Raw genomic sequence first — 18566 nt, forward strand, 5'->3', positions numbered from 1 at the left:
GCCGAGCAGCGCATCTACTTCGCCAACCACCAGAGCCACCTCGACTGGGTGCTGATCTGGGCCTCGCTGCCGCGCGACCTGCGCGCGATGACGCGGCCGATCGCAGCGAAGGACTACTGGACCTCGGGCCGGTTCAAGCACTGGATCACGCGCGAGGTCTTCAACGCGGTCTACGTCGCGCGGCAGCGCACCGACGACCAGGACCCGCTGGAGCCACTGGTCGAGGCGCTGCGGCGCGGCGACTCGCTGGTGATCTTTCCCGAGGGCACGCGCAACAACCAGGGCGTGCCGCAGGCCTTCAAGAGCGGCCTCTTCCACCTGGCCGAGCAGTTCCCGAACGTCACGCTGATCCCCGCCTGGATCGACAACGTGCAGCGTGTCATGCCCAAGGGCGAGGTCGTGCCGGTGCCCATCCTGTGCTCGGTGACCTTCGGCGCGCCGATCGCACCGCCGCAGCCGGGCGAGGACAAGCGCGCCTTCCTCGACCGGGCGCGCGAGGCGGTGGTGCAACTCGAGGCCGTGGCGGCATGAGCGCCGCAGCGCCGGGCCGCCCCAAGCAAGGCGCATCCCTTGCGGAGGGGTGCTCGCCGTATCCGGCGAGCGGGGTGTCGTCATGAGTTCCCTGAGGCAGTTGAGTGTCAGCGAGCAGGTCGGCCTGCTGTTCCTGATCCTCTTCGGCGTGCTGCTGCTGGTCACCGCGCTGACCTTCCTCACGTCGCTGCGCGAGCGCACCCCCGAGCAGCAGGACGGCCTGGCGCGCTTCCAGCACGACCTGCGCGCGGTGTGGATCTTCGCGACGCTGTTCTGGCTGGCCTGGGTCTCGGGCGCGCCGGGCGCGACGCTGCTGTTCGGCGTGGTCAGCTTCCTCGCGCTGCGCGAGTACATCACGCTGATGCACACGCGCCGCAGCGACCACCGCAGCCTGATCCTGGCCTTCTTCATCGTGCTGCCGCTGCAGTACGTGCTGGTGGCCAACCGCAACTTCGACCTGTTCTCGGTCTTCATCCCGGTCTACATCTTCCTGGCGATCCCGGTCGTCAGCGCGCTGGCCGGCGACCCCGAGCGCTTCCTGGAGCGCAACGCCAAGATCCAGTGGGGCGTGATGGTCTGCGTCTACGGCATGAGCCACACGCCGGCGCTGCTGCTGCTCAACTTCCCGAACTACGCCGACCGCGGCGCCTTCCTGGTGTTCTTCCTGGTCTTCGTGGTGGCGGTCGCGCAGATCGTGCAGGAGCTCGCCAGCCGCCGCCTGCGCCGCCGGCCGGTGGCGCGGCAGATCAGCCGCAGCTTCAGCTACCGCGCCTGGCTGATCGGCGCGCTGGTCGCGGCCTTCGTCGGCGCCCTGCTGTACTGGATCACGCCGTTCAAGGCCGGCCAGGCCTTCGTGATGGCCTTCATCGCCAGCGCCTGCGGGACGATGGGCGAGTTCGTGATGAAGGCGCTCAAGCGCGACGCCGGCGTGCGCTGGTGGGGCAACCAGGCCTCGGTGACCGGCGCGGTGGGCCTGCTGGACCGCGTGGCACCGCTGTGCTTCGCGGCACCGGTGTTCTTCCACTCGGTGCGCTGGTACTTCAAGCTGAGCTTCTGAACGACTCAGTGGTGCGCCGCGCGCAGCCACGCCAGCTTGGCGGTGTACAGATCGCGATCGCCGCGCGTCGGGCTGTACTCGGCGGCCAGCGCCAGGTGCCTGCGCGCCTGCGGCTCGTCACCCAGGCGGAAGTGCGCGACCGCCAGCCAGAAGTGGAACTCGTGATAGTGCGGGTCGCGCGCCACCTCGCGGGCGAACAGCTCGCGCGCCTGGCCGAAGTCGCCGCGCGCCATCGCCGCCTGGCCGAGCTGGAAGAAGTGGAAGGGCGCGTGCGGCTCCAGCGTCGCCAGCGTGCGCCGCAGGCCGGCGGCCTCGGCGGCGCGGCCGGCGCGGTCCATCACCTGCGCCAGGTTGGCCAGGGCCTGCACGTTGTCGGGTTCGCGCTGCAGCAGCCGCGCGAAGCTGCGCTCGGCGTGCGCGAGGTCGCCGTGGCGCAGGTAGACCACGCCCAGCGTGTTGTAGCTGGCGCCGTGGGCGGGATCGGCCTGCAGCGCCTCGCGCGCCCACCAGTAGGCATCGTCGACCTGGCCCTGCACCAGCGCCTCGACGGCGCGGTTGTTCATGAACATCGCGACCACGGTGGACTCGTCGATGCGGCGCGTGCGCAGGCCCTGCACGCGGTCGGGCGGCAGGAAGTCGACGGTGGCGCCGTCGCGATCGCGGCGGCCGACGGCCTCGAAGAGATGCCGGCCCAGCGTGACGTTGACGTGGCCGCTGCGGAGGTAGAGGTCGCCGGCGCGGCTCCAGGTCTCGTCGACGTAGGCGCTCTGGTAGACGACCGGCAGGCCCAGCTCCTTGGCGAAGGCCGCCGTCATGACGACCAGCGCCAGGCAGTTGCCCGAGCGCGCCTCGAAGGCCTCGGCCGCGTTGCGCGTCGACGCGGCGTCGTAGTCGAGCCTGAGCCGGGCGCGGCTGCCCAGGGCCTCGAGCAGGCCGCGCAGCCGGCCCTGGCGGTGCAGCAGCGGCGCCATGTCCTCGCGCACGTAGCGCTTCATGTCGTCGCTGAGGGCAAAGACGTCGGCGCGGGCGATGCGCGTGGACGGCGGCGCGAAACGCGCGTCGGCAAAGAGGTCGGGCGGCGCGCCGGGCACCGGCGGCGCGGTGGCGCAAGCGCCGAGCAGCGCGCACAGGGACAGCAGGCCAGCCAGCGTTCGCAGCATCGCGCGGGTCTCCTCTCGGCCCACTCTAGCGCGTCCGGTGCTGTTGGAGAATCGGGCGAATGAGGATCCTCGGCATCGACCCCGGCCTGCGCACCACGGGCTTCGGCGTCATCGAGTCGGCCGGCGCGAAGCTGCACTACATCGCCAGCGGCACCATCCGCACCGACGCGCTGCCCAACGGCGACCTGCCGGGGCGGCTGAAGATCATCTTCGAGGGCGTGCGCGAGGTCGCGGCGCGCTACCAGCCGCAGTGCGCGGCGGTGGAGATCGTGTTCGTCAACGTCAACCCGCAGTCGACGCTGCTGCTGGGCCAGGCGCGCGGCGCGGCGCTGGCGGCGCTGGTGTCAGCCGGCCTGCCGGTGTCGGAGTACACGGCGCTGCAGATGAAGAAGGCCGTGGTCGGCCACGGCCAGGCGCGCAAGGAGCAGGTGCAGGCCATGGTGGCGCGCCTGCTGGCGCTGCCCGGCGAGCCGGGCAAGGACGCGGCCGACGCGCTGGGCATCGCCGTGTGCCAGGCGCACGCGGGCGCCTCGCTGGCGGCGATCGCCGCAGTCACGCCGCTGGCGCGGCGCGCGCACGCGCAATACCGAAGAGGCCGCGGGTACTAGCCGGGGCGGCCTTCAGCCGCGCCAGGTCACGCCGTGGCGCTGGAAGATCTCGCGCAGCGCCGGTCCGCCCGACAGGTCGGCGAGGCGCTGGTTGATGACGCGCGCCAGGTCGGTGGCGCCGCGCTTGACCGCGCAGCCCAGCACCCAGCCGTTGCGCGGCGCGCGCGCCACCGGCAGCGCCACGACCTCGTAGCGCGGCTGGCCGGCCAGCGTCGACTCGAGTTCCGACGCCAGGCCGGCCGCGGCCTGCGCCTCGCCGGCCAGCAGGCTGCGCGCCGCCCGCACGCCGTCGGCGTGCCCGGTGCGCAGCCCTTCGCGCAGCGCCCCGCCCTCGGCGCCGGCCAGCACCCAGCCGGCCATCGTGGCACCGGCCACCGCGATCGTCAGGCCGCGCAGGCCGGCGGCGTCCTGCGGCGCCGGGCCGCGCTCGCGGTCCCAGGCCAGCATCACGCGCTCGCGGTAGTAGGGGCCGAAGACCTCGACCTGCGGATGGGCCTCGATCAGCGGCCGCTCCATCGGCACGTGCAGCATCACGTCGGCCGGGCCCCAGCCGAGGAAATGGCCGCGCCACACCGCGGCGCGCAAGTCGTCGGAGATGTTCTCGCCGGCCGTGAACGGCAGCAGCGACAGCGGCACGCCGACCGCGTCGGCCAGCTGGCCGGCCAGGTCGACGTCGATGCCCTTGCCCTGCACGTTGAAGGGCGGGAAGTCCTGGTAGACCGCGACGACCAGGCGCCCGGCGCGCTTCACGCGCTCGAGCGCCCCGGCCTCCTGCGCGCCCACCGCGGCGCCCAGCCCGGCCAGCGTGCCGGCGGCCAGCAGGCGGCGGCGATCGATCACAGCGGCTTCTCGCGGCGGGTCTCGAGGTAGGCCTTGATGGCCCACACCGCTTCCTGGTTCAGCGTGCCCTCGAAGGGCGGCATGTAGACGGCGCCGTTGCGCACGCGGCCCTTGCGGACGGTGGTGGCGTAGTACTCGTCCATTTCTTTGACGCAGCCGGCCTTCTTCTTGTCGTCCTTCAGCGAGACGCACTCGTTGTCGAGCTTGCGCAGGTCGGGTGCGATGCCGCCGGAGATGGCTTCCAGGCCGTGGCAGCGCGCGCAGTTCTGGTTGTAGGCCGACCCGCCGAGCTTGGCGGCCGCCTCGTTCTTGCGGTACGGGTTCTCGGCCCGCCAGGTGTCGCCCAGCGTGGGCAGGCCCTTGGTGTCGACGGCTTGCGGCGTGACATCGCCGTGGGCCTGGGCGGCAGCAGCCAGGGCGGACAGGCCCAGCGCCAGCAGCAGGCGCGAGCAGGAAAGGCGGGACTTCATCGAGGTGGCTCCGGTTTCTGGAAGGAAAGACTCGAGGCCGAAGTGCAATCGATGTGCCACCAGCCCGAATGCCTGAAACGACCCCGCGGCGCGGGGGTTCACACCCCCGGTTTGCTCCACATGGGAGCAAACTGGCGCTCCCGCCGGGCTGTTACCCCCGGGCAAGCGAGGCATGGCCCGGCGCCGGGTGCCGTCCTTACCATTGCGCCAGGGGATCACAGGCCGGCCAGCCAGCGGCCGTCCGGCGGCTGGCCGGGCGGGCGTCGCGGAGCCGGCATCCCGAGGAGACACGCATGAGTTCTGGAGCCAACACGAAGCCGGTGCCGCGCGATGCGCGACGCGCGCTGAGCTTCGGCCACACGGCGACCAGCGCGTGGCTGCCCCCCGACCCGGGGCATGTCGACACCATCATGCAGTCGCACGAGCGCTGCGCCTCGCTGCGCCTCAGCCCGATCCGCGCGCCCGACCACGCGCCGATGGTGCGGGCCGACCTCAGCGTCGCGCGCGACCGCAACAGCCGCCTGTCGCAGCACGCCGTGCCGGTGATGGAGATGCTGCTCGAGCAGATCCTCGCGACGCAGAGCATGGTGCTGCTGACCGACGTGCAGGGCACGGTGCTGCACTCGATCGGCCACGACGACTTCCTGGCCAAGGCCTCGAAGGTGGCGCTGGCCCCGGGCGTGAACTGGAGCGAGTCGAACAAGGGCACCAACGCGATCGGCACGGCGCTGGTCACCGAGACGCCGACCATCGTCCACGCCGACGAGCACTTCGTCCACGCGAACCACTTCCTCACCTGCTCGGCCTCGCCGATCTTCGACCCGCGCGGCAACCTGGTCGGCGTGCTCGACGTCACCGGCGACCACCACTCCTTCCACGCCCACACGATGGGGCTGGTCAAGATGTCGGCGCGCATGATCCAGAACCACTGGCTCATCGACGACAGCCGCCAGACCCTGCGCCTGCACTTCCACCTGCGCAACGAGTACCTCGGCACGCTGATGGAAGGCATCGTCTCGGTCGGCCAGGACGGCAAGCTGCTGGGCGCCAACCGCGCCGCGCTGGACCTGCTGCGGCTGTCGGGCGCGGCGTTGCGCATGAACACGGTCACGGGGCTGTTCGGCGTGTCGGTCGGCGCGCTGATCGACCACTTCTCGTCGGCGCTGGCGCCGCCGATGGTGCTGGCACTGCCCGACGGCCGGCCGGTGCACGTGCACGCGCGCTTCAGCGGCCACGGCTGGATGCAGTTCGGCAGCGTCGACATGTCGCCGCCGGCGCGCGAGTCGGCCAACGACCCGCCGCCCGAGGCGGTCCGCGAACCGGCGCGCGAGGCCGGTGCCGCGTCGGCCCCGCCGCCCTCGCCCAGCCTGCGCCAGCTGCAGACCGGCGACGCGCGCATGGACGACATCGTCACGCGCGTGAAGCGCGTGATCGACCGCGAGATCCCCGTGCTGATCCAGGGCGAGACCGGCAGCGGCAAGGAGGTGCTGGCACGTGCCATCCACCAGGCCAGCAAGCGCGCGTCGCAGCCCTTCGTCGCGGTCAACTGCGCCTCGATCCCCGAGACCCTGATCGAGTCCGAGCTGTTCGGCTACGAGGAAGGCGCCTTCACCGGTGCGCGCCGCAAGGGTGCGACCGGCAAGGTGCTGCAGGCCCACGGCGGCACGCTCTTCCTCGACGAGATCGGCGACATGCCGCTGGCGCTGCAGGCGCGCCTGCTGCGCGTGCTGCAGGAGCGCGAGGTGATCCCGCTCGGTGGCAGCCGCGCGGTGCCGGTGGACGTCAGCGTCATCAGCGCCACGCACCAGCCGCTGCGCGAGATGATCGACCGCAAGCAGTTCCGCGAGGACCTCTACTACCGCCTCAACGGCCTGGTGGTGCAGCTGCCGCCGCTGCGCGAGCGCAGCGACCTGCTGGCGCTGGCCGAGAAGCTGCTGAAGCAGGAATGCCGCGGCCGCATGCTGCGCCTCGACGACGAGGTGCTGCGCCTGATGCAGGGCTTCCGCTGGCCCGGCAACATCCGCCAGCTGGCCACGGTGCTGCGCACCGCCGTCGCGATGGCCGGCGACGATGCGGTGATCACCACCGACCACCTGTCCGAGGATTTCCTGCAGGACGCGCGCCGCGCGACCGGCGATACGCCGGCGGCCCCGGCCGCCACCGGCGAGGCGCCGGCCGAGGCGGTGCCGGTGCCCGGCCGCAGCACGCTGCAGCAGCTCGAGCACGACACCGTGCGCCGCGCGCTGGCCGAAGCCGGCGGCAACATCTCGGTGGCGGCGCGGCGACTGGGCATCAGCCGCAACACGATCTACCGCAAGCTGTACTGGCCGCCTGGCGCCGGTCGATGAAGGACCGCGCCGGCGCATGAACCGCCCGTCCTGGTCGCTCCCTGCCGCACGGCACGGCAGCGCCTCCAGCCCGACGCCCCCCGTCGAGCCGATCTGGTTCGAGTGGCTCGCGCTCGGCGGCCTGCTGGCCTTCGCGACCTGGCTGCTCGGCGTGCGCGGCGTGTGGGCACTGCTGCTCAATGCCGACCCGACCGGCATCACGCTGGTCATCATCGTCGTGTTCTCGGGCTCGACGCTGTGGTGCGGCGCGCGTGCGCGCGAGCTGCAACGCCAGCGCGGCATGACCGGCACGATCAACGCGACCGGCTCCTGGGTCGCCGACTACCGCCGCGCGCTGGCCGCCGCGCCGCGCGATGCCGGCGCGCCGCTGGACCTGCTGCTCGAGCAGACGCACGGCCCGCACGGCACCGCCTGGTGGGTCAACGGCATCCAGCTCAAGCTCGGCCTGCTGGGCAAGGTGATCGGCTTCTCGATCCTGGCGCTGCAGATCGGCCACACGCAGAACTTCGATCCCTCGCAGTCGCAGGAGCTGCTGAAGAACCTGACCACCGGCCTGGGCGTCGCGCTGCTCACGACGATGGTGGGGCTGGTCGGCAACATCCTGCTGGGCCTGCAGCTGACGCGGCTGGACCGCTACGCGGACCAGCTGGTCGCCGAGGCGCAGCGGCTCGGGCTGGAGTCGCGCTCCGACCCCCCGAAGGCCTGACGAGACATGCGCTCCCGCCGCACCACCCGCGAGCCGGAGGTCGATCCGTTCTACGACATGTTGTTCAACATGCTGATCGCCTTCGTGTTCTGCTTCATCGTCGCGCTGCTGGCGATGAACCCGAAGGCGATGAAGGCCGGCGACATCCCGTCGAAGGCCGAGTTCATCGTCAACGTCTCCTGGCCCGACCTGAACCCGAACGACATCGACACCTGGGTGCAGGACCCGGGCGGCAACCTGGTGTGGTTCCGCGCCCGCGAGGCCGGGCTCATGCACCTGGACCGCGACGACCGCGGCCTGCAGGGCGACGTGATCGTCGTCAACGGCCGCGAGATCGTGAACCCTCTGAACCAGGAGGTCGTGACGATCCGCGGCATCGAGCCCGGCGAGTTCACCGTCAACCTGCAGTACTACGAGACCAGGAACGGCGAGCCGGTCGAGGCCACGATCTCCATCATCAAGGTCAACCCGCGCGCCGAGGTCGTGTTCTACGGCCAGGTGGTCCTGCCCCGCAAGGGCGACGAGGCCACCGCCGCGCGCTTCACCGTGCTGCCCGACGGCAGCGTCACCAACGTCAACACGCTGGCCAAGTCGCTGGTCATCCCGCAGTGAGCCCCCTTCCATGAGCCTGCCCATCGTCCTGAGCTTCTGTGCGCTGCTGCTGCTGTGTGCGCTGGCGCTGCTGTGGTCGCGCTGGCCGGTCTGGATGAAGGGCCTGCTGGTGGTCGGCGTGAGCGTCTTCTACTTCTACGCCGACGAGGCCGTGCACGGCATCTGGGGCTGGCCCAGCCCGGACCCGCTGCCGGAGCGCTTCTCGCTGCTGGCGGCGGTGATCGACGAGCCGACGGCCAAGTCGGCCGGCGGCCTGTACATCTGGGTCTCGGCGATCGAGAACGGCCGCCCCGCCGCGCAGCCGCGCGCCTACCGCCTGCCCTACACCAAGGACCTGCACACGCTGCTGAGCGAGGGCATGAAGAAGGTCCGCCAGGGCGTCAGCCAGGTCGGCACCGCCGAGCCGAAGCAGGGTCCCAAGGGTTTCTCGTGGCTGCGTCCCGGCAGCGACGAGCAGGCCATCAAGATCCGCGACCTGCCGGTCCCTCAATTGCCCGAGAAATGAGGACCGCCGCCACGACGCTGCGCCTGCTGGCCGCGACCGCGGTGGCGAGCGCCTGCACGCCCAAGCCGCCGTCGGCCGACCTGTTCCCGCTCGAGACCGGCCACCGCTGGACCTACCGCCAGGTCGTCGAGATGGAGGACAACACGCGCGACGTCGGCTCGCTGGTGCTGCACGCGCTCGGCCCCGAGGACTTCGAGGGCAAGCCGGCCTTCCACCGCCGCAGCGACGACGGCGTGCACTACTGGCTGCGGCGCGACGCCGGCGGCGTCTACCGCGTGGCGATGCGCCACGAGCTCGACGCCGAGCCGGCCAGGGATCCGGCGCCGCGCTTCGTGCTGAAGGAGCCGCTGGCGGTCGGCACCGAGTGGCAGTCCTCGACGGTGGCCTACCTGCTCAAGCGCCGTCAGGGCTTCCCGCCCGAGATCCGGCACGAGGGCAAGCCGGTGATGATGCGCTACGAGATCGAGGCGCTGAACGAGACCGTCAGCGTGCCGGCCGGCCGCTACGAAGGCTGCCTGCGCCTGCGCGGCCACGCCACGATGCGGCTCTATGCCGATCCGGTGGTCGGCTGGCGCGACATGCCGCTGACGACGACCGAGTGGTACTGCCGCGGACCCGGCCTGGTGAAGCTCGAGCGCGACGAGCCCGCCACGCGCATGGCCTATCTCACGGGCGGCAAGCTGACGCTGGAACTGAGCCGCTGGGACGCGCCCTGAGCGCGTGATGCCGCCAGCGAAGACGGCGCCCGCAGGCGCCGTCCTTGCCGTCCGGGCCGGCCCTTGCGGTGCCGACCGGACGCTCTCCTCCACTCCCCCGCTTACTTCGCCGTGGCGGCGAGCTTCTTGTCGGCGCCACCGGCCGACGCGCTGTTGCCGAAGTTGGCCAGCTTGAAGACCCACACGCTGCCGCCCTGCTCGAGGTAGTTGACCTTCTTGGCCACGTCGCCACCCCACAGCGGCACCGCACCGCCCCAGCCGGAGACCACGGCGACGTACTGCTCGCCGCCCTCCTGCCAGGTCACCGGCGGCGCGACGACGCCCGAGCCGGTCTGGAACTTCCAGACGATCTTGCCGGTCTTGGCGTCGGCCGCCTGCAGGTAGCCTTCCGGCGTGCCCCAGAACACCAGGTTGCCGCCGGTCGTCAGCACACCACCCCACAGCGGGGCGTTGTTCTTGGCTTCCCAGACGATCTTGCCGGTCTTCGGGTCGATCGCGCGCAGCGCGCCGATGTAGTCGTCGTTGACGGTCTTGATGGTGAAGCCGGCGCCCAGGTAGGCCGCGCCCTTCTTGTAGGTCACCGGCTCGTTCCAGATGTCCATGCCCCACTCGTTGGCCGGCACGTAGAACAGCTTGGTGTCGGGCGAGTAGGCCATCGGCATCTGGTTCTTGCCGCCCAGGAAGCTGGGCGCCGCGAACACGGTGTTGCCCTTCTTGCCGTCGGCGCCGGCGGTCGGGTCGCCCGGGCGGTTCTCGGGCACGTAGTTCGGACGGCCGGTCTTCAGGTCGATGCCGGTGGCCCAGGTCAGCTTCTTGACGAAGGGCGTGGCGCTGATCAGCTTGCCGGTCTTGGCGTCGTTGACGTAGAAGAAGCCGTTGCGGTCGGCCTTGCCGCCGACGCGCTGGCCGTCCATGTCGAAAGTGACGAACTCGTTGACGCCGTCGAAGTCCCAGCCGTCGTTCGGCGTGTTCTGGTAGCTCCAGGCGATCTGGCCGGTCTTGATGTCGATCGCGACGGTCGAGCACGAGTAGAGGTTGTCGCCCTTGCGCAGGTGGCTGTTCCAGGGGCCCGGGTTGCCGGTGCCGAAGTAGGCCAGGCCGGTCTTCGGATCGTAGGTGCCGCCCAGCCAGGTGGCGGCGCCGCCGGCCTTCCACATGTCGCCCGGCCAGGTCGCGTTGACCTTGCCCGAGACGCCGTTGTCGCTGCGGTTGCCGGCGGCGTCGTACTTCGAGCCCATGTGGCCCTCGACGGTCGGGCGGCTCCAGACCATCTTGCCGGTCTTGGGGTCGCGCGCATCGACGCGGCCGACGATGCCGAACTCGCCGCCGGACACGCCGGTCATCAGCAGGCCCCCGGCGATCAGCGGCGCGGCGGTGTAGCTGTAGCCGGCGGCGAAGTCGTCGATCTTCTCCTTCCAGACCACGTCGCCGGTCTTCTGGTCGAGCGCGACCAGCTGGGCGTCGAGGGTGCCGAAGATCACCAGGTTGTCGTACAGCGCAGCGCCGCGGTTGACGACGTCGCAGCAGGGCAGGATGCCGTCGGGCAGGCGGTGCTCGTACTTCCAGAGCTTGGCGCCGGTCTTGCTGTCGATCGCGAAGATGCGCGAGTACGACGCCGTGACGAACATGCGGCCGTCGTGGATCAGCGGCTGCGATTCCTGGCCGCGCTGCTTCTCGCCGCCGAAGGACATCGACCACACCGGCACCAGGCGGTTGGCGTTGCCGGAGTTGATCGACTTCAGCGGCGAGTAGCGCTGGCCCTGCGTGCCGAGGCCGGCACTCAGGACGTCGCCGGTGGTGGCGGCGTCGTTGGCGATCATCGCGTCGGTGACGCCGGCGGCTTGGGCGCCAAGACTGGCGCAGGCCGCGGCGACCAGCAGGGACAGCAGTTGCGGACGCATGGAATGGGTCTCCTCGAGGGTGACGCGTGCAGCACGACATGGCCGCGAACCGCGTTCTGCAGGCCCGAGGGGCAAGCGCCGTGCCACCCGGGCAGGAGGGATTCCCGGGCGGTTTTCCGCGGGTTTCACCGCATCGTGTCCCCGGGGCTGCTTCCGCGTGGAGCAGCCCGTGCTTCAGGGCCGCTGGAGCGTCCGCGCCTCGTAGCCCGGGTAGAGGTGCACGACGTTGCGCGGGTACTCGGTCGCGAAGGCGGCCCAGGCCCGGAACTCCGGCGGCACCGGCAGCGCCATCACCTCGACCAGGTCCAGGCCGCGCTGTGCCGCCGCGGAGAAGCTGCGGTCCAGCCACTGCAGGTAGCGGCGTGTCTGATCGATGCCGCGGGCGTCGCGGATCACCGGCCCGTGGCTCGGCACCAGCACCTGGTAGGGCTGGCCGGCCAGCGCGTCGAGGCTGCGCTGCCAGTCGGCCAGCCGGGCGTGCGGCGTCGTCGGGATGCGGTCGACGAACACCAGCCCCCCGGCGAACACGACGCCGCTGTCGCGGTCGACCAGCACCAGGTCCGACGCGGTGTGGCCCCCGAGTTCACGCAACTCGAGCCGGCGGCCGGCCAGCGCGACGGGACCCGCGGCGGTCTCGCGGTCGGGGAGCAGCGCCTCGGTGCCCTTCATCCAGTCGCCGCACAGGCGGTAGAGGTTGTCCTCGTAGGCCCTGGCCTCGGCCTGCATGCCGCGCTGCGTGGCGGCGGTCGCGAACCGCGGCACGTCGGCGAAGGCCTGGTTACCGAGGAAGTAGTCCGGGTGCAGGTTGAGGTGCAGCACCTGCTTCACCGGCTTTGGCGTCGTCTTCGCGACCAGTGCGCGCAGCTGCTCGCCGTAGCGCCGGCTCGGGCCGGTGTTGACCACCAGCACGCCGTCGTCGCCGACGATGAAACCGGTGTTGATGATGTTGCAGCCGTTGGCACGGCTGAAGTCCTCGTTCGCGCCTTCGACCACGTAGACGCCCGGTGCCACGGCGCGGGCGCTCAGGCGGTAGTCGAGCGTCGCCGCATCGGGCGCGGCCAGCGCAGCCCCGGCCGCCCAGGCCGCGAGCGCGGCGAAGCTCCGCGAGCACGCGCTCACACCGTTCCCTCGATGCGGTTGCCGTTGTTGTCGACACCCGAGACGCGCAGCGGCCCCGCCGGCCGGCTGGCCAAGTCGAAGGAGAACACCGGGTTCTCGCTGACCGGCTCGAAGGTGGCGAGGCGCAGCAGCTCGGCGCCGCCGGCGTCCTGGACGGCGATGCGCTTCAGGTAGAACGCCGGGATGCCACCGACCAGGCCGGTGTCCATCGGATGCATCACGCGCACGCGCAGGCGCGCGCCGCGGCCGTCGAGCTCGGGGAAAACCCGGCCGCTGACCTGTCCCAGGGTCTGGGCCCAGCTGCCGTCCTGGCGCGTCACGCCGGACACCGTGCAGCCGCCGCCCGAGGAATCGACCAGCGTGCCGCCGACATGCCAGACGCCGTCGCGCGTCTGCGCCGCGGCGCGCACTGGGCTGGCCTGCTCCAGGCGGAAGCGGAACGAGATCGCCGGCAGCGCGCGGCCCGGCAGCGGCTCGAACTCCAGGACCTTGCGGATCGGGTTGCGGTCGACGATGACGACGATGCGCTGCACGTCCGGCAGGCCCTCGACCGCGACGCTGATCGGCACGACGACCGGGTTCTCGGCCAGCGCCGGGCCGCGCACCTGCACGCGCGGGTCGAACTCGATGCGCGCATCGGCGCCGAAGAACTCGCGCTGCAGCCCGGGCCACTGGATCGAGCGGAAAGGATCGCCGCCGGTCGGGTCCTCGGCTGCGCCGGCCCGTGCGGCGAGGGGGCCGAGGGCGAGCAGCAGCAGTCGACGGCGTTGCAGGGGTGTTGCACCAGGGAGCATCGGAACCTCCATCCGACGCGGGAGGCAAATCGCGGGCCACCGCGCCGGGTTCAGTCGAGCAGACGCTTCAGGGCCTCGATGAGTTCCACGCGCAGGAAGGGCTTGGCCAGGTGGGCGTCCATGCCGGCGGCCAGGAAGCGCTTGGTGTGGTCGCGCCCGGCGTCGGAAGAGACGCCGAGGATGGGCGTCGGCTTCTGGCCCTGGCGCAGCTCGTGGTCGCGGATGCGGCGCGTGGCCTCGCTGCCGGACAGCAGCGGCATGTGCTCGTCCATCACGATCGCGTCGTAGCGCGGCTGCTTCAGCACCTTGGCGACCGCGGCCTCGCCGTCCTCGACCTCGGCACCGGCGTGATGCAGTTGCGCCACCACCACCAGCCGGTAGATCGCGTCGTCCTCGACCAGCAGCACGCGCAGGCCCTTGAGCTCGCCGGCGAGCGCCGGTTCGGCCGGCGTGCGCCGGCGCGGCCGCGCCGCCGGCACGCCCCGACCCCGGCGACGCAGCGTCACCGGCAGGTTGCTGTAGCTCGAGGACTCCAGCGCCTCGGGGTCGCGCAGCACGATGGCCGCGCGCGACAGCGCGACCAGGCCGCGCTCCTCGAACTTCTTCAGCTCGGTGTTGACCTGCTGGCGGCTGGCTCCCAGCGCCTGCGCCAGATCGGCCTGCGAGATGCGGATCGTCACCTGCACGCCCTGCGGCCGGTCGGCGCCGAAGGACTTGCCCAGGAAGTCGAGATGGCGCGCCAGGCGATACGACAGCGGCTGGCTCACGACATCGAACAGCCGGTCGTAGATGATGCGGCTGCGGTGCGCCATCTGCATCGCGAAGGCCTCGCGCACCGCCGGATGCTCGACCTGGCTGGCCGCCACCACGGCCGGCGGCACCAGCAGCAGCACGCTCGGTTGGTGGGCCATCACGTCGTGCAGCAGCGGCCCGCCGTCGAGCAGCGACACGAAGCCGAACAGGTCACCAGGCCCGAGGTAGGTGAACAGGTGCCCGCCCTTCTGCATCAGGTGGCGGCCGATCGCGACGACGCCGTCGACGACCAGCAGCAGGCCGGCCGCCGGCTGTCCGCGACGCCAGACCACGGCGCCGCGCGGCAGCTCGACCAGTCCGGCCGCTGAAACCCATCCCTCCAGAACCGCCGGATCGCAACGGTCCAGTCCCGCCACACGTGCGAGCTGCGCCCGCGCCAACTGTCGATAGCTCTCGTCCGGCCCGCTGCGAGCTGTCGACGAACGCATCGTCCTCTTTCCGTCCTGCATACCCTGACCACTGTTGCCGGCGACCGGCGCGGCTTCCCGCCCGCACCCTTCGACGACCCCCCGCGCGCACGCTAATCCGGTTTTGCGCAGCGGCCACCGAGGGTTGATGCCGGGCTGCCCCGCGAAATCGCGGTTCTGTCTGCTGAGCGACACATTGACCGCGGACTTGCGGCCGACTGACGCCGTGCGGACGCAAGCCCGTGGCAGTTGATCGATGCCGGTCCTTCGCCGAACATCGCGCGGCCCGCTGTGGGGCGCCTGACGAGAACCGACGATGAGGACGACTGCGCTGCATGCCCTTGGACTGCTGATGGCCCTGGCCCTGCCGGCCTGCGACAAGGCCGCGGAGGCCCCGGCGACGCCGGCGCCGGCTCCGGCAGCCACCCCGGCACCGACGCCGGCCCCCGCACCGGCCACCGCCGTCGCCCAGGCGCAGCCTGCGGCGCCGGCTGCCGCTCCGGCCGCCGGCGGCGCGCTCTACAAGGTCGTCGACGGCTACAAGGTCGACGCCGAGACGATGAAGGGATTTCGCACCTGGCGGGCAGCCGCCTGCGATCGCTGCCACGGGCCCAACCAGGAAGGCCTGGTCGGCCCCTCGCTGGTCAACAGCCTGAAGACGCTGACGCAGGCCGAGTTCGAGAAGACGGTGATCGACGGCCGGCTCGAGAAGGGCATGCCGAGCTTCGGCAGCAGCCCGCAGGTCAAGGACAACCTCAAGCAGCTCTATGCCTACCTGAAGGGCCGCTCCGACGGCGCGATCACGCGCGCGAAGGTCGAGGAGGCGGGAAGCTGAGGAAGGGTGGCGCTCAGTGGCGCCACATCTCCCACAGCGTGCCGAACACGTGCTTGAAGATGAAGAGGTTGAACGCGCCCAGCCCGAACACCAGCGTCCAGTGCCAGGCGGCCTTGGCGATGTTCTGGAAGCGGTCGTTGCCGCTCGTGATGTAGAGCGCGAAACCGACGGCCGCCGTGCCGCCGGTGATCAGCAGCAGGATCCCCACGATCCACCAGAAGATAGTCATCGCACTCCGTTCGCCTCTAGATCATGATGGCCAGGCGCTCGAGGATCAGCACCGCGAAGAAGGCGAGCCCGGCGAGCACCGTCCACTTGACGATGACCAGCCCGCGCCCGCGCCAGCGGACATCGCCGGTCCCGATGTACATCGCGAAGCACAGGATGCCGGCCACCAGCAGCAGCAGCACGATCCAGCGGAAGACCAGCATGCGGGCAGTCTAAGCGACCGCCGGGCCTGCACTCACCAGGCCGGCGCCAGCTCCGCGAAGCCGCGCGGCGCGTCGGCCTCGCGGGCGAAGGTGACCACCTCGTAGGCGGACGGGTCGTCGAGCAGCTTGCGCAGCAGCACGTTGTTGAGCGCATGGCCCGACTTGTAGGCGCTGTAGGCCGCCAGCAGCGGATGGCCGGCCAGGTACATGTCGCCGATGGCGTCGAGCAGCTTGTGCTTGACGAACTCGTCGTCGTAGCGCAGCCCGTCGCTGTTGAGCACGCGCTGCTCGTCGACGACGATGGCGTTGTCCATGCTGCCGCCCAGCGTCAGGCCGCGGGCCCGCGCGGCGTCGACGTCCTTCGTGAAACCGAAGGTGCGGGCACGCGCGATGTCGCGCTTGTACTGGTTGTCCGAGAAGTCGTACTCGACGCGCTGCCCGGTCTGCGCGACGGCGGCGTTGTCGAAGGCGATCTCGAAGCTGAGCTTGTAGCCGTGGTAGGGCTCGAGCCGCGCCCAGATGGCCTTGGCCCCCTCGCCGTGGCGCACCTCGACCGGCCGCGTCACGCGGATGAAACGCCGGGGCGCGTCCTGCAGTTCGATGCCCGCGCTCTGCAGCAGGAACACGAAGCTCGCGGCCGAGCCGTCGAGGATCGGCACCTCCTCGGCGGTGATGTCGACGACCAGGTTGTCCAGGCCCAGTCCGGCGCAGGCCGACATCAGGTGCTCGACCGTCGCGACCTTGGGCGCACCCGGGTCGCCGCCCGGCGACAGCGTCGAGGCCATGCGGGTGTCGCTGACCGAGGCCGCGCGCGCCGGGATCTCCACCGGCACCGGCAGGTCGACGCGGCGGAACACGATGCCGCTGTCGGGCGCGGCCGGCCGCAGCGTCATCTCGACCCGCTGGCCGCTGTGCACCCCCACGCCGACGGCGCGGGTGATCGACTTCAGCGTGCGTTGCTTGAGCATGCCGCGATTGTAGAAAGCGCAGCCCCGACCGGCAGGCAGGGCCGCGCTATCACCACGATCGGCAGGATGTTGATCAGTCGGCTTGTTTCCGAAGGAAAGCCGGGATCTCGATCTCGTCCATGCCGTTGCTCGCCAGCGCGTCGACCTTGGCGGCGGCCTGGGTGCGGCCGGTGCGCCAGACGCTGGGCAGCTGCATGCTGCCGTAGTCGGTCGGCGTCGCGGCGGCGGGCGTGCCGGCCTGCTGCGGCTGCAGCGACTGGTTCAGCACCGGCAGGTTGTCGGTGCCGGTGCGCTGGACCGGCTGGCTGTGCACCACCGCGATCGGCGCCTGCACCCGGCGCGCCGGCGCCAGGCCGGTGGCGATGACGGTGACGCGCAGCTGATCGCCCAGGCTCTCGTCGTAGGCCGCGCCGAAGATCACGTGCGCATCCTCCGCGGCATAGCGGCGGATGGTGTTCATCGCGTTCTTGCTCTCGCTGAGCTTGAGGCTCGTGCGGCTCGCCGCGATCAGCACCAGCACGCCGCGCGCGCCCGACAGGTCGATGCCTTCCAGCAGCGGGCAGGCCACCGCCGACTCGGCCGCCTTGTTGGCGCGGTCCGGGCCGGTCGCGATGGCGGTGCCCATCATCGCCTTGCCGGGCTCGCTCATCACCGTCTTCACGTCCTCGAAGTCGACGTTGATCGACGCGTCGATGTGGATGATGTCGGCGATGCCGCCCACGGCGTTCTTCAGCACGTCGTTGGCCTGCTTGAAGGCCTGGTCCTGCGAGACGTCGTCGCCCAGCACCTCGAGCAGCTTCTCGTTCAGGATCACGATCAGGCTGTCGACGTTGGCCTCCAGCTCCTGCAGGCCGGCCTCGGCCTGCTTCATGCGGCGGCCGCCCTCGAACTCGAAGGGCTTGGTGACCACGCCGACAGTCAGGATGCCCATCTCCTTGGCGATGCGCGCGATCACCGGCGCGGCGCCGGTGCCGGTGCCGCCGCCCATGCCGGCCGTCAGGAAGATCATGTTGGCGCCGACGATGGCGTCGCGGATGCGGCCCTCGGCCTCCTCGGCCGCGGCCTTGCCGGCCGCCGGCTTGGAGCCCGCGCCCAGGCCGGTCGTGCCCAGCTGGATCAGCATGTCGGCCTGGCTGCGGTGCAGCGATTGCGCGTCGGTGTTGGCGCAGATGAACTCCACCCCCTGCACGCCTTCGCTGATCATGTGCTCGACCGCGTTGCCGCCGCCGCCGCCCACGCCGATCACCTTGATCCTCGTGCCCAGTTCGAACTCCTCGATCATCTCGATGGCCATGGTGAAGCTCCTTCGTCTGCAGTTGCCGGTTGAAAAACGTGGGCTGGATGACGCCCTAGAAATTGCCGATGAACCAATCCTTGACGCGGCCGAACAGGGTCTGGACCGACCCTGACAGCTGCGCTGCCTTCATGCCGCGCGTGCGCGCGAGCCTCGCTTCTTCGAGCAAGCCCATGACGGTGGCCGACCGCGGGTTGGCCACCATGTCGTTCAGTGCGCCGGCGTACAGGGGCAGGCCCTTGCGCACCGGCTTCAGGAAGATGTCCTCGCCCAGCTCGACCATGCCGGGCATCACCGCGCTGCCGCCGGTGATGACGACGCCGCTGGACAGCAGCTCCTCGTAGCCGCTCTCGCGGATGACCTGGTGCACCAGCGAATAGATCTCCTCGACGCGCGGCTCGATCACGCCGGCCAGCGCCTGGCGGCTCAGCATGCGCGGCGCGCGGTCGCC

At 71.1% G+C, this 18566-nt stretch carries 20 protein-coding genes and 1 pseudogene; 9 read left to right on the forward strand and 12 right to left on the reverse strand.

The features are described from left to right. Together QZV97_RS17365 and QZV97_RS17370 are read left to right on the forward strand one after the other, a co-directional pair. The coding region (locus tag QZV97_RS17365; protein WP_295645428.1) for a lysophospholipid acyltransferase family protein at positions 1-531 on the forward strand (531 nt) is incomplete at its 5' end. 82 nt (positions 532-613) lie between these two features. Further along, positions 614-1588 (forward strand): phosphatidate cytidylyltransferase, encoded by a 975-nt coding sequence (locus QZV97_RS17370; protein ID WP_295645429.1) that lies wholly within the window; start codon positions 614-616, stop codon positions 1586-1588. Positions 1589-1593: 5 nt separating this feature from the next. On the opposite strand, the gene QZV97_RS17375 is transcribed toward QZV97_RS17370, so the two are convergent. After that, entirely contained in the window at positions 1594-2748 is a 1155-nt protein-coding gene (locus QZV97_RS17375; protein ID WP_295645430.1) for a tetratricopeptide repeat protein, read from the reverse strand. Positions 2749-2807: 59 nt separating this feature from the next. On the opposite strand from QZV97_RS17375, the gene ruvC reads away from it, so the two are divergent. Beyond that, complete coding sequence (gene ruvC, locus QZV97_RS17380; RefSeq protein WP_295645431.1) at positions 2808-3356, forward strand: crossover junction endodeoxyribonuclease RuvC; 549 nt, start codon at positions 2808-2810, stop codon at positions 3354-3356. Positions 3357-3368: 12 nt separating this feature from the next. On the opposite strand, the gene QZV97_RS17385 is transcribed toward ruvC, so the two are convergent. Beyond that, the gene (locus QZV97_RS17385; RefSeq protein WP_295645432.1) at positions 3369-4196 is read right to left on the reverse strand and encodes an ABC transporter substrate-binding protein; all 828 of its coding nucleotides are present in this window, start codon (positions 4194-4196) and stop codon (positions 3369-3371) included. Further along, positions 4193-4666 (reverse strand): cytochrome c-550 PedF, encoded by a 474-nt coding sequence (pedF, locus tag QZV97_RS17390; RefSeq protein ID WP_295645433.1) that lies wholly within the window; start codon positions 4664-4666, stop codon positions 4193-4195. The genes QZV97_RS17385 and pedF overlap by 4 nt, the downstream gene beginning before the upstream one ends. Positions 4667-4959: 293 nt before the next feature. On the opposite strand from pedF, the gene QZV97_RS17395 reads away from it, so the two are divergent. The 5 genes from QZV97_RS17395 to QZV97_RS17415 are packed head-to-tail and all read left to right on the forward strand — an operon-like array spanning position 4960 to position 9553. Then, on the forward strand, positions 4960-7014 hold the full coding sequence (locus QZV97_RS17395; protein ID WP_295645434.1) for a sigma-54-dependent Fis family transcriptional regulator: 2055 nt from the start codon (positions 4960-4962) through the stop codon (positions 7012-7014). A gap of 16 nt (positions 7015-7030) precedes the next feature. Next, complete coding sequence (locus QZV97_RS17400) at positions 7031-7720, forward strand: MotA/TolQ/ExbB proton channel family protein (RefSeq protein WP_295645435.1); 690 nt, start codon at positions 7031-7033, stop codon at positions 7718-7720. A 6-nt stretch (positions 7721-7726) separates the two neighbouring features. Next, on the forward strand, positions 7727-8332 hold the full coding sequence (locus tag QZV97_RS17405; protein ID WP_295645437.1) for a hypothetical protein: 606 nt from the start codon (positions 7727-7729) through the stop codon (positions 8330-8332). A 10-nt stretch (positions 8333-8342) separates the two neighbouring features. After that, positions 8343-8837, forward strand: a complete 495-nt coding sequence (locus QZV97_RS17410) for a hypothetical protein (RefSeq protein WP_295645439.1) — start codon at positions 8343-8345, stop codon at positions 8835-8837. Continuing rightward, a complete protein-coding gene (locus tag QZV97_RS17415; protein WP_295645441.1) occupies positions 8834-9553 on the forward strand; it encodes a hypothetical protein in 720 nt (239 codons plus the stop codon). The genes QZV97_RS17410 and QZV97_RS17415 overlap by 4 nt, the downstream gene beginning before the upstream one ends. Before the next feature lie 101 nt (positions 9554-9654). Here QZV97_RS17415 and QZV97_RS17420 read toward each other — a convergent pair whose 3' ends face one another. The 4 genes from QZV97_RS17420 to QZV97_RS17435 all read right to left on the reverse strand — a co-directional run bounded on the left by QZV97_RS17420 (position 9655) and on the right by QZV97_RS17435 (position 14608). Next, complete coding sequence (locus QZV97_RS17420; protein WP_295645443.1) at positions 9655-11454, reverse strand: PQQ-dependent methanol/ethanol family dehydrogenase; 1800 nt, start codon at positions 11452-11454, stop codon at positions 9655-9657. A 174-nt stretch (positions 11455-11628) separates the two neighbouring features. Beyond that, complete coding sequence (locus QZV97_RS17425; protein ID WP_295645445.1) at positions 11629-12573, reverse strand: quinoprotein relay system zinc metallohydrolase 1; 945 nt, start codon at positions 12571-12573, stop codon at positions 11629-11631. Continuing rightward, positions 12570-13367, reverse strand: coding sequence for a quinoprotein dehydrogenase-associated SoxYZ-like carrier (locus QZV97_RS17430; RefSeq protein ID WP_295645448.1), 798 nt, complete (start codon positions 13365-13367; stop codon positions 12570-12572). The genes QZV97_RS17425 and QZV97_RS17430 overlap by 4 nt, the downstream gene beginning before the upstream one ends. Positions 13368-13417: 50 nt before the next feature. After that, a complete protein-coding gene (locus QZV97_RS17435; RefSeq protein WP_295645450.1) occupies positions 13418-14608 on the reverse strand; it encodes a response regulator in 1191 nt (396 codons plus the stop codon). 295 nt (positions 14609-14903) lie between these two features. Here QZV97_RS17435 and QZV97_RS17440 point away from each other — a divergent pair, with 295 nt between their 5' ends. Next, on the forward strand, positions 14904-15422 hold the full coding sequence (locus QZV97_RS17440; RefSeq protein WP_295645452.1) for a cytochrome c: 519 nt from the start codon (positions 14904-14906) through the stop codon (positions 15420-15422). A gap of 13 nt (positions 15423-15435) precedes the next feature. On the opposite strand, the gene QZV97_RS17445 is transcribed toward QZV97_RS17440, so the two are convergent. The 5 genes and pseudogenes from QZV97_RS17445 to QZV97_RS17465 form a co-directional block, all read right to left on the reverse strand. Then, a complete protein-coding gene (locus QZV97_RS17445; RefSeq protein ID WP_295645454.1) occupies positions 15436-15651 on the reverse strand; it encodes a hypothetical protein in 216 nt (71 codons plus the stop codon). Positions 15652-15667: 16 nt separating this feature from the next. Continuing rightward, positions 15668-15853 (reverse strand): hypothetical protein, encoded by a 186-nt coding sequence (locus tag QZV97_RS17450; protein ID WP_295645456.1) that lies wholly within the window; start codon positions 15851-15853, stop codon positions 15668-15670. 32 nt (positions 15854-15885) lie between these two features. Beyond that, entirely contained in the window at positions 15886-16821 is a 936-nt protein-coding gene (lpxC, locus tag QZV97_RS17455; RefSeq protein ID WP_295645459.1) for a UDP-3-O-acyl-N-acetylglucosamine deacetylase, read from the reverse strand. Positions 16822-16894: 73 nt separating this feature from the next. Beyond that, positions 16895-18115 (reverse strand): cell division protein FtsZ, encoded by a 1221-nt coding sequence (ftsZ, locus tag QZV97_RS17460; RefSeq protein ID WP_295645462.1) that lies wholly within the window; start codon positions 18113-18115, stop codon positions 16895-16897. 55 nt (positions 18116-18170) lie between these two features. Next, a pseudogene (locus tag QZV97_RS17465) lies at positions 18171-18566 on the reverse strand (cell division protein FtsA); the annotation flags it as partial.

The organism is uncultured Methylibium sp. (assembly GCF_902826655.1).
Lineage (GTDB): Bacteria > Pseudomonadota > Gammaproteobacteria > Burkholderiales > Burkholderiaceae_C > Methylibium.

Excerpts from the sequence above, each read along its gene's own strand:
- QZV97_RS17370 (WP_295645429.1), top strand. The coding sequence starts at position 614 with ATGAGTTCCCTGAGGCAGTTGAGTGTCAGCGAGCAGGTCGGCCTGCTG.
- QZV97_RS17375 (WP_295645430.1), bottom strand. The coding sequence starts at position 2,748 with ATGCTGCGAACGCTGGCTGGCCTGCTGTCCCTGTGCGCGCTGCTCGGC.
- ruvC (WP_295645431.1), top strand. The coding sequence starts at position 2,808 with ATGAGGATCCTCGGCATCGACCCCGGCCTGCGCACCACGGGCTTCGGC.
- pedF (WP_295645433.1), bottom strand. The coding sequence starts at position 4,666 with ATGAAGTCCCGCCTTTCCTGCTCGCGCCTGCTGCTGGCGCTGGGCCTG.
- QZV97_RS17395 (WP_295645434.1), top strand. The coding sequence starts at position 4,960 with ATGAGTTCTGGAGCCAACACGAAGCCGGTGCCGCGCGATGCGCGACGC.
- QZV97_RS17400 (WP_295645435.1), top strand. The coding sequence starts at position 7,031 with ATGAACCGCCCGTCCTGGTCGCTCCCTGCCGCACGGCACGGCAGCGCC.
- QZV97_RS17405 (WP_295645437.1), top strand. The coding sequence starts at position 7,727 with ATGCGCTCCCGCCGCACCACCCGCGAGCCGGAGGTCGATCCGTTCTAC.
- QZV97_RS17410 (WP_295645439.1), top strand. The coding sequence starts at position 8,343 with ATGAGCCTGCCCATCGTCCTGAGCTTCTGTGCGCTGCTGCTGCTGTGT.
- QZV97_RS17415 (WP_295645441.1), top strand. The coding sequence starts at position 8,834 with ATGAGGACCGCCGCCACGACGCTGCGCCTGCTGGCCGCGACCGCGGTG.
- QZV97_RS17420 (WP_295645443.1), bottom strand. The coding sequence starts at position 11,454 with ATGCGTCCGCAACTGCTGTCCCTGCTGGTCGCCGCGGCCTGCGCCAGT.
- QZV97_RS17430 (WP_295645448.1), bottom strand. The coding sequence starts at position 13,367 with ATGCTCCCTGGTGCAACACCCCTGCAACGCCGTCGACTGCTGCTGCTC.
- QZV97_RS17435 (WP_295645450.1), bottom strand. The coding sequence starts at position 14,608 with ATGCGTTCGTCGACAGCTCGCAGCGGGCCGGACGAGAGCTATCGACAG.
- QZV97_RS17440 (WP_295645452.1), top strand. The coding sequence starts at position 14,904 with ATGAGGACGACTGCGCTGCATGCCCTTGGACTGCTGATGGCCCTGGCC.
- QZV97_RS17445 (WP_295645454.1), bottom strand. The coding sequence starts at position 15,651 with ATGACTATCTTCTGGTGGATCGTGGGGATCCTGCTGCTGATCACCGGC.
- QZV97_RS17450 (WP_295645456.1), bottom strand. The coding sequence starts at position 15,853 with ATGCTGGTCTTCCGCTGGATCGTGCTGCTGCTGCTGGTGGCCGGCATC.
- lpxC (WP_295645459.1), bottom strand. The coding sequence starts at position 16,821 with ATGCTCAAGCAACGCACGCTGAAGTCGATCACCCGCGCCGTCGGCGTG.
- ftsZ (WP_295645462.1), bottom strand. The coding sequence starts at position 18,115 with ATGGCCATCGAGATGATCGAGGAGTTCGAACTGGGCACGAGGATCAAG.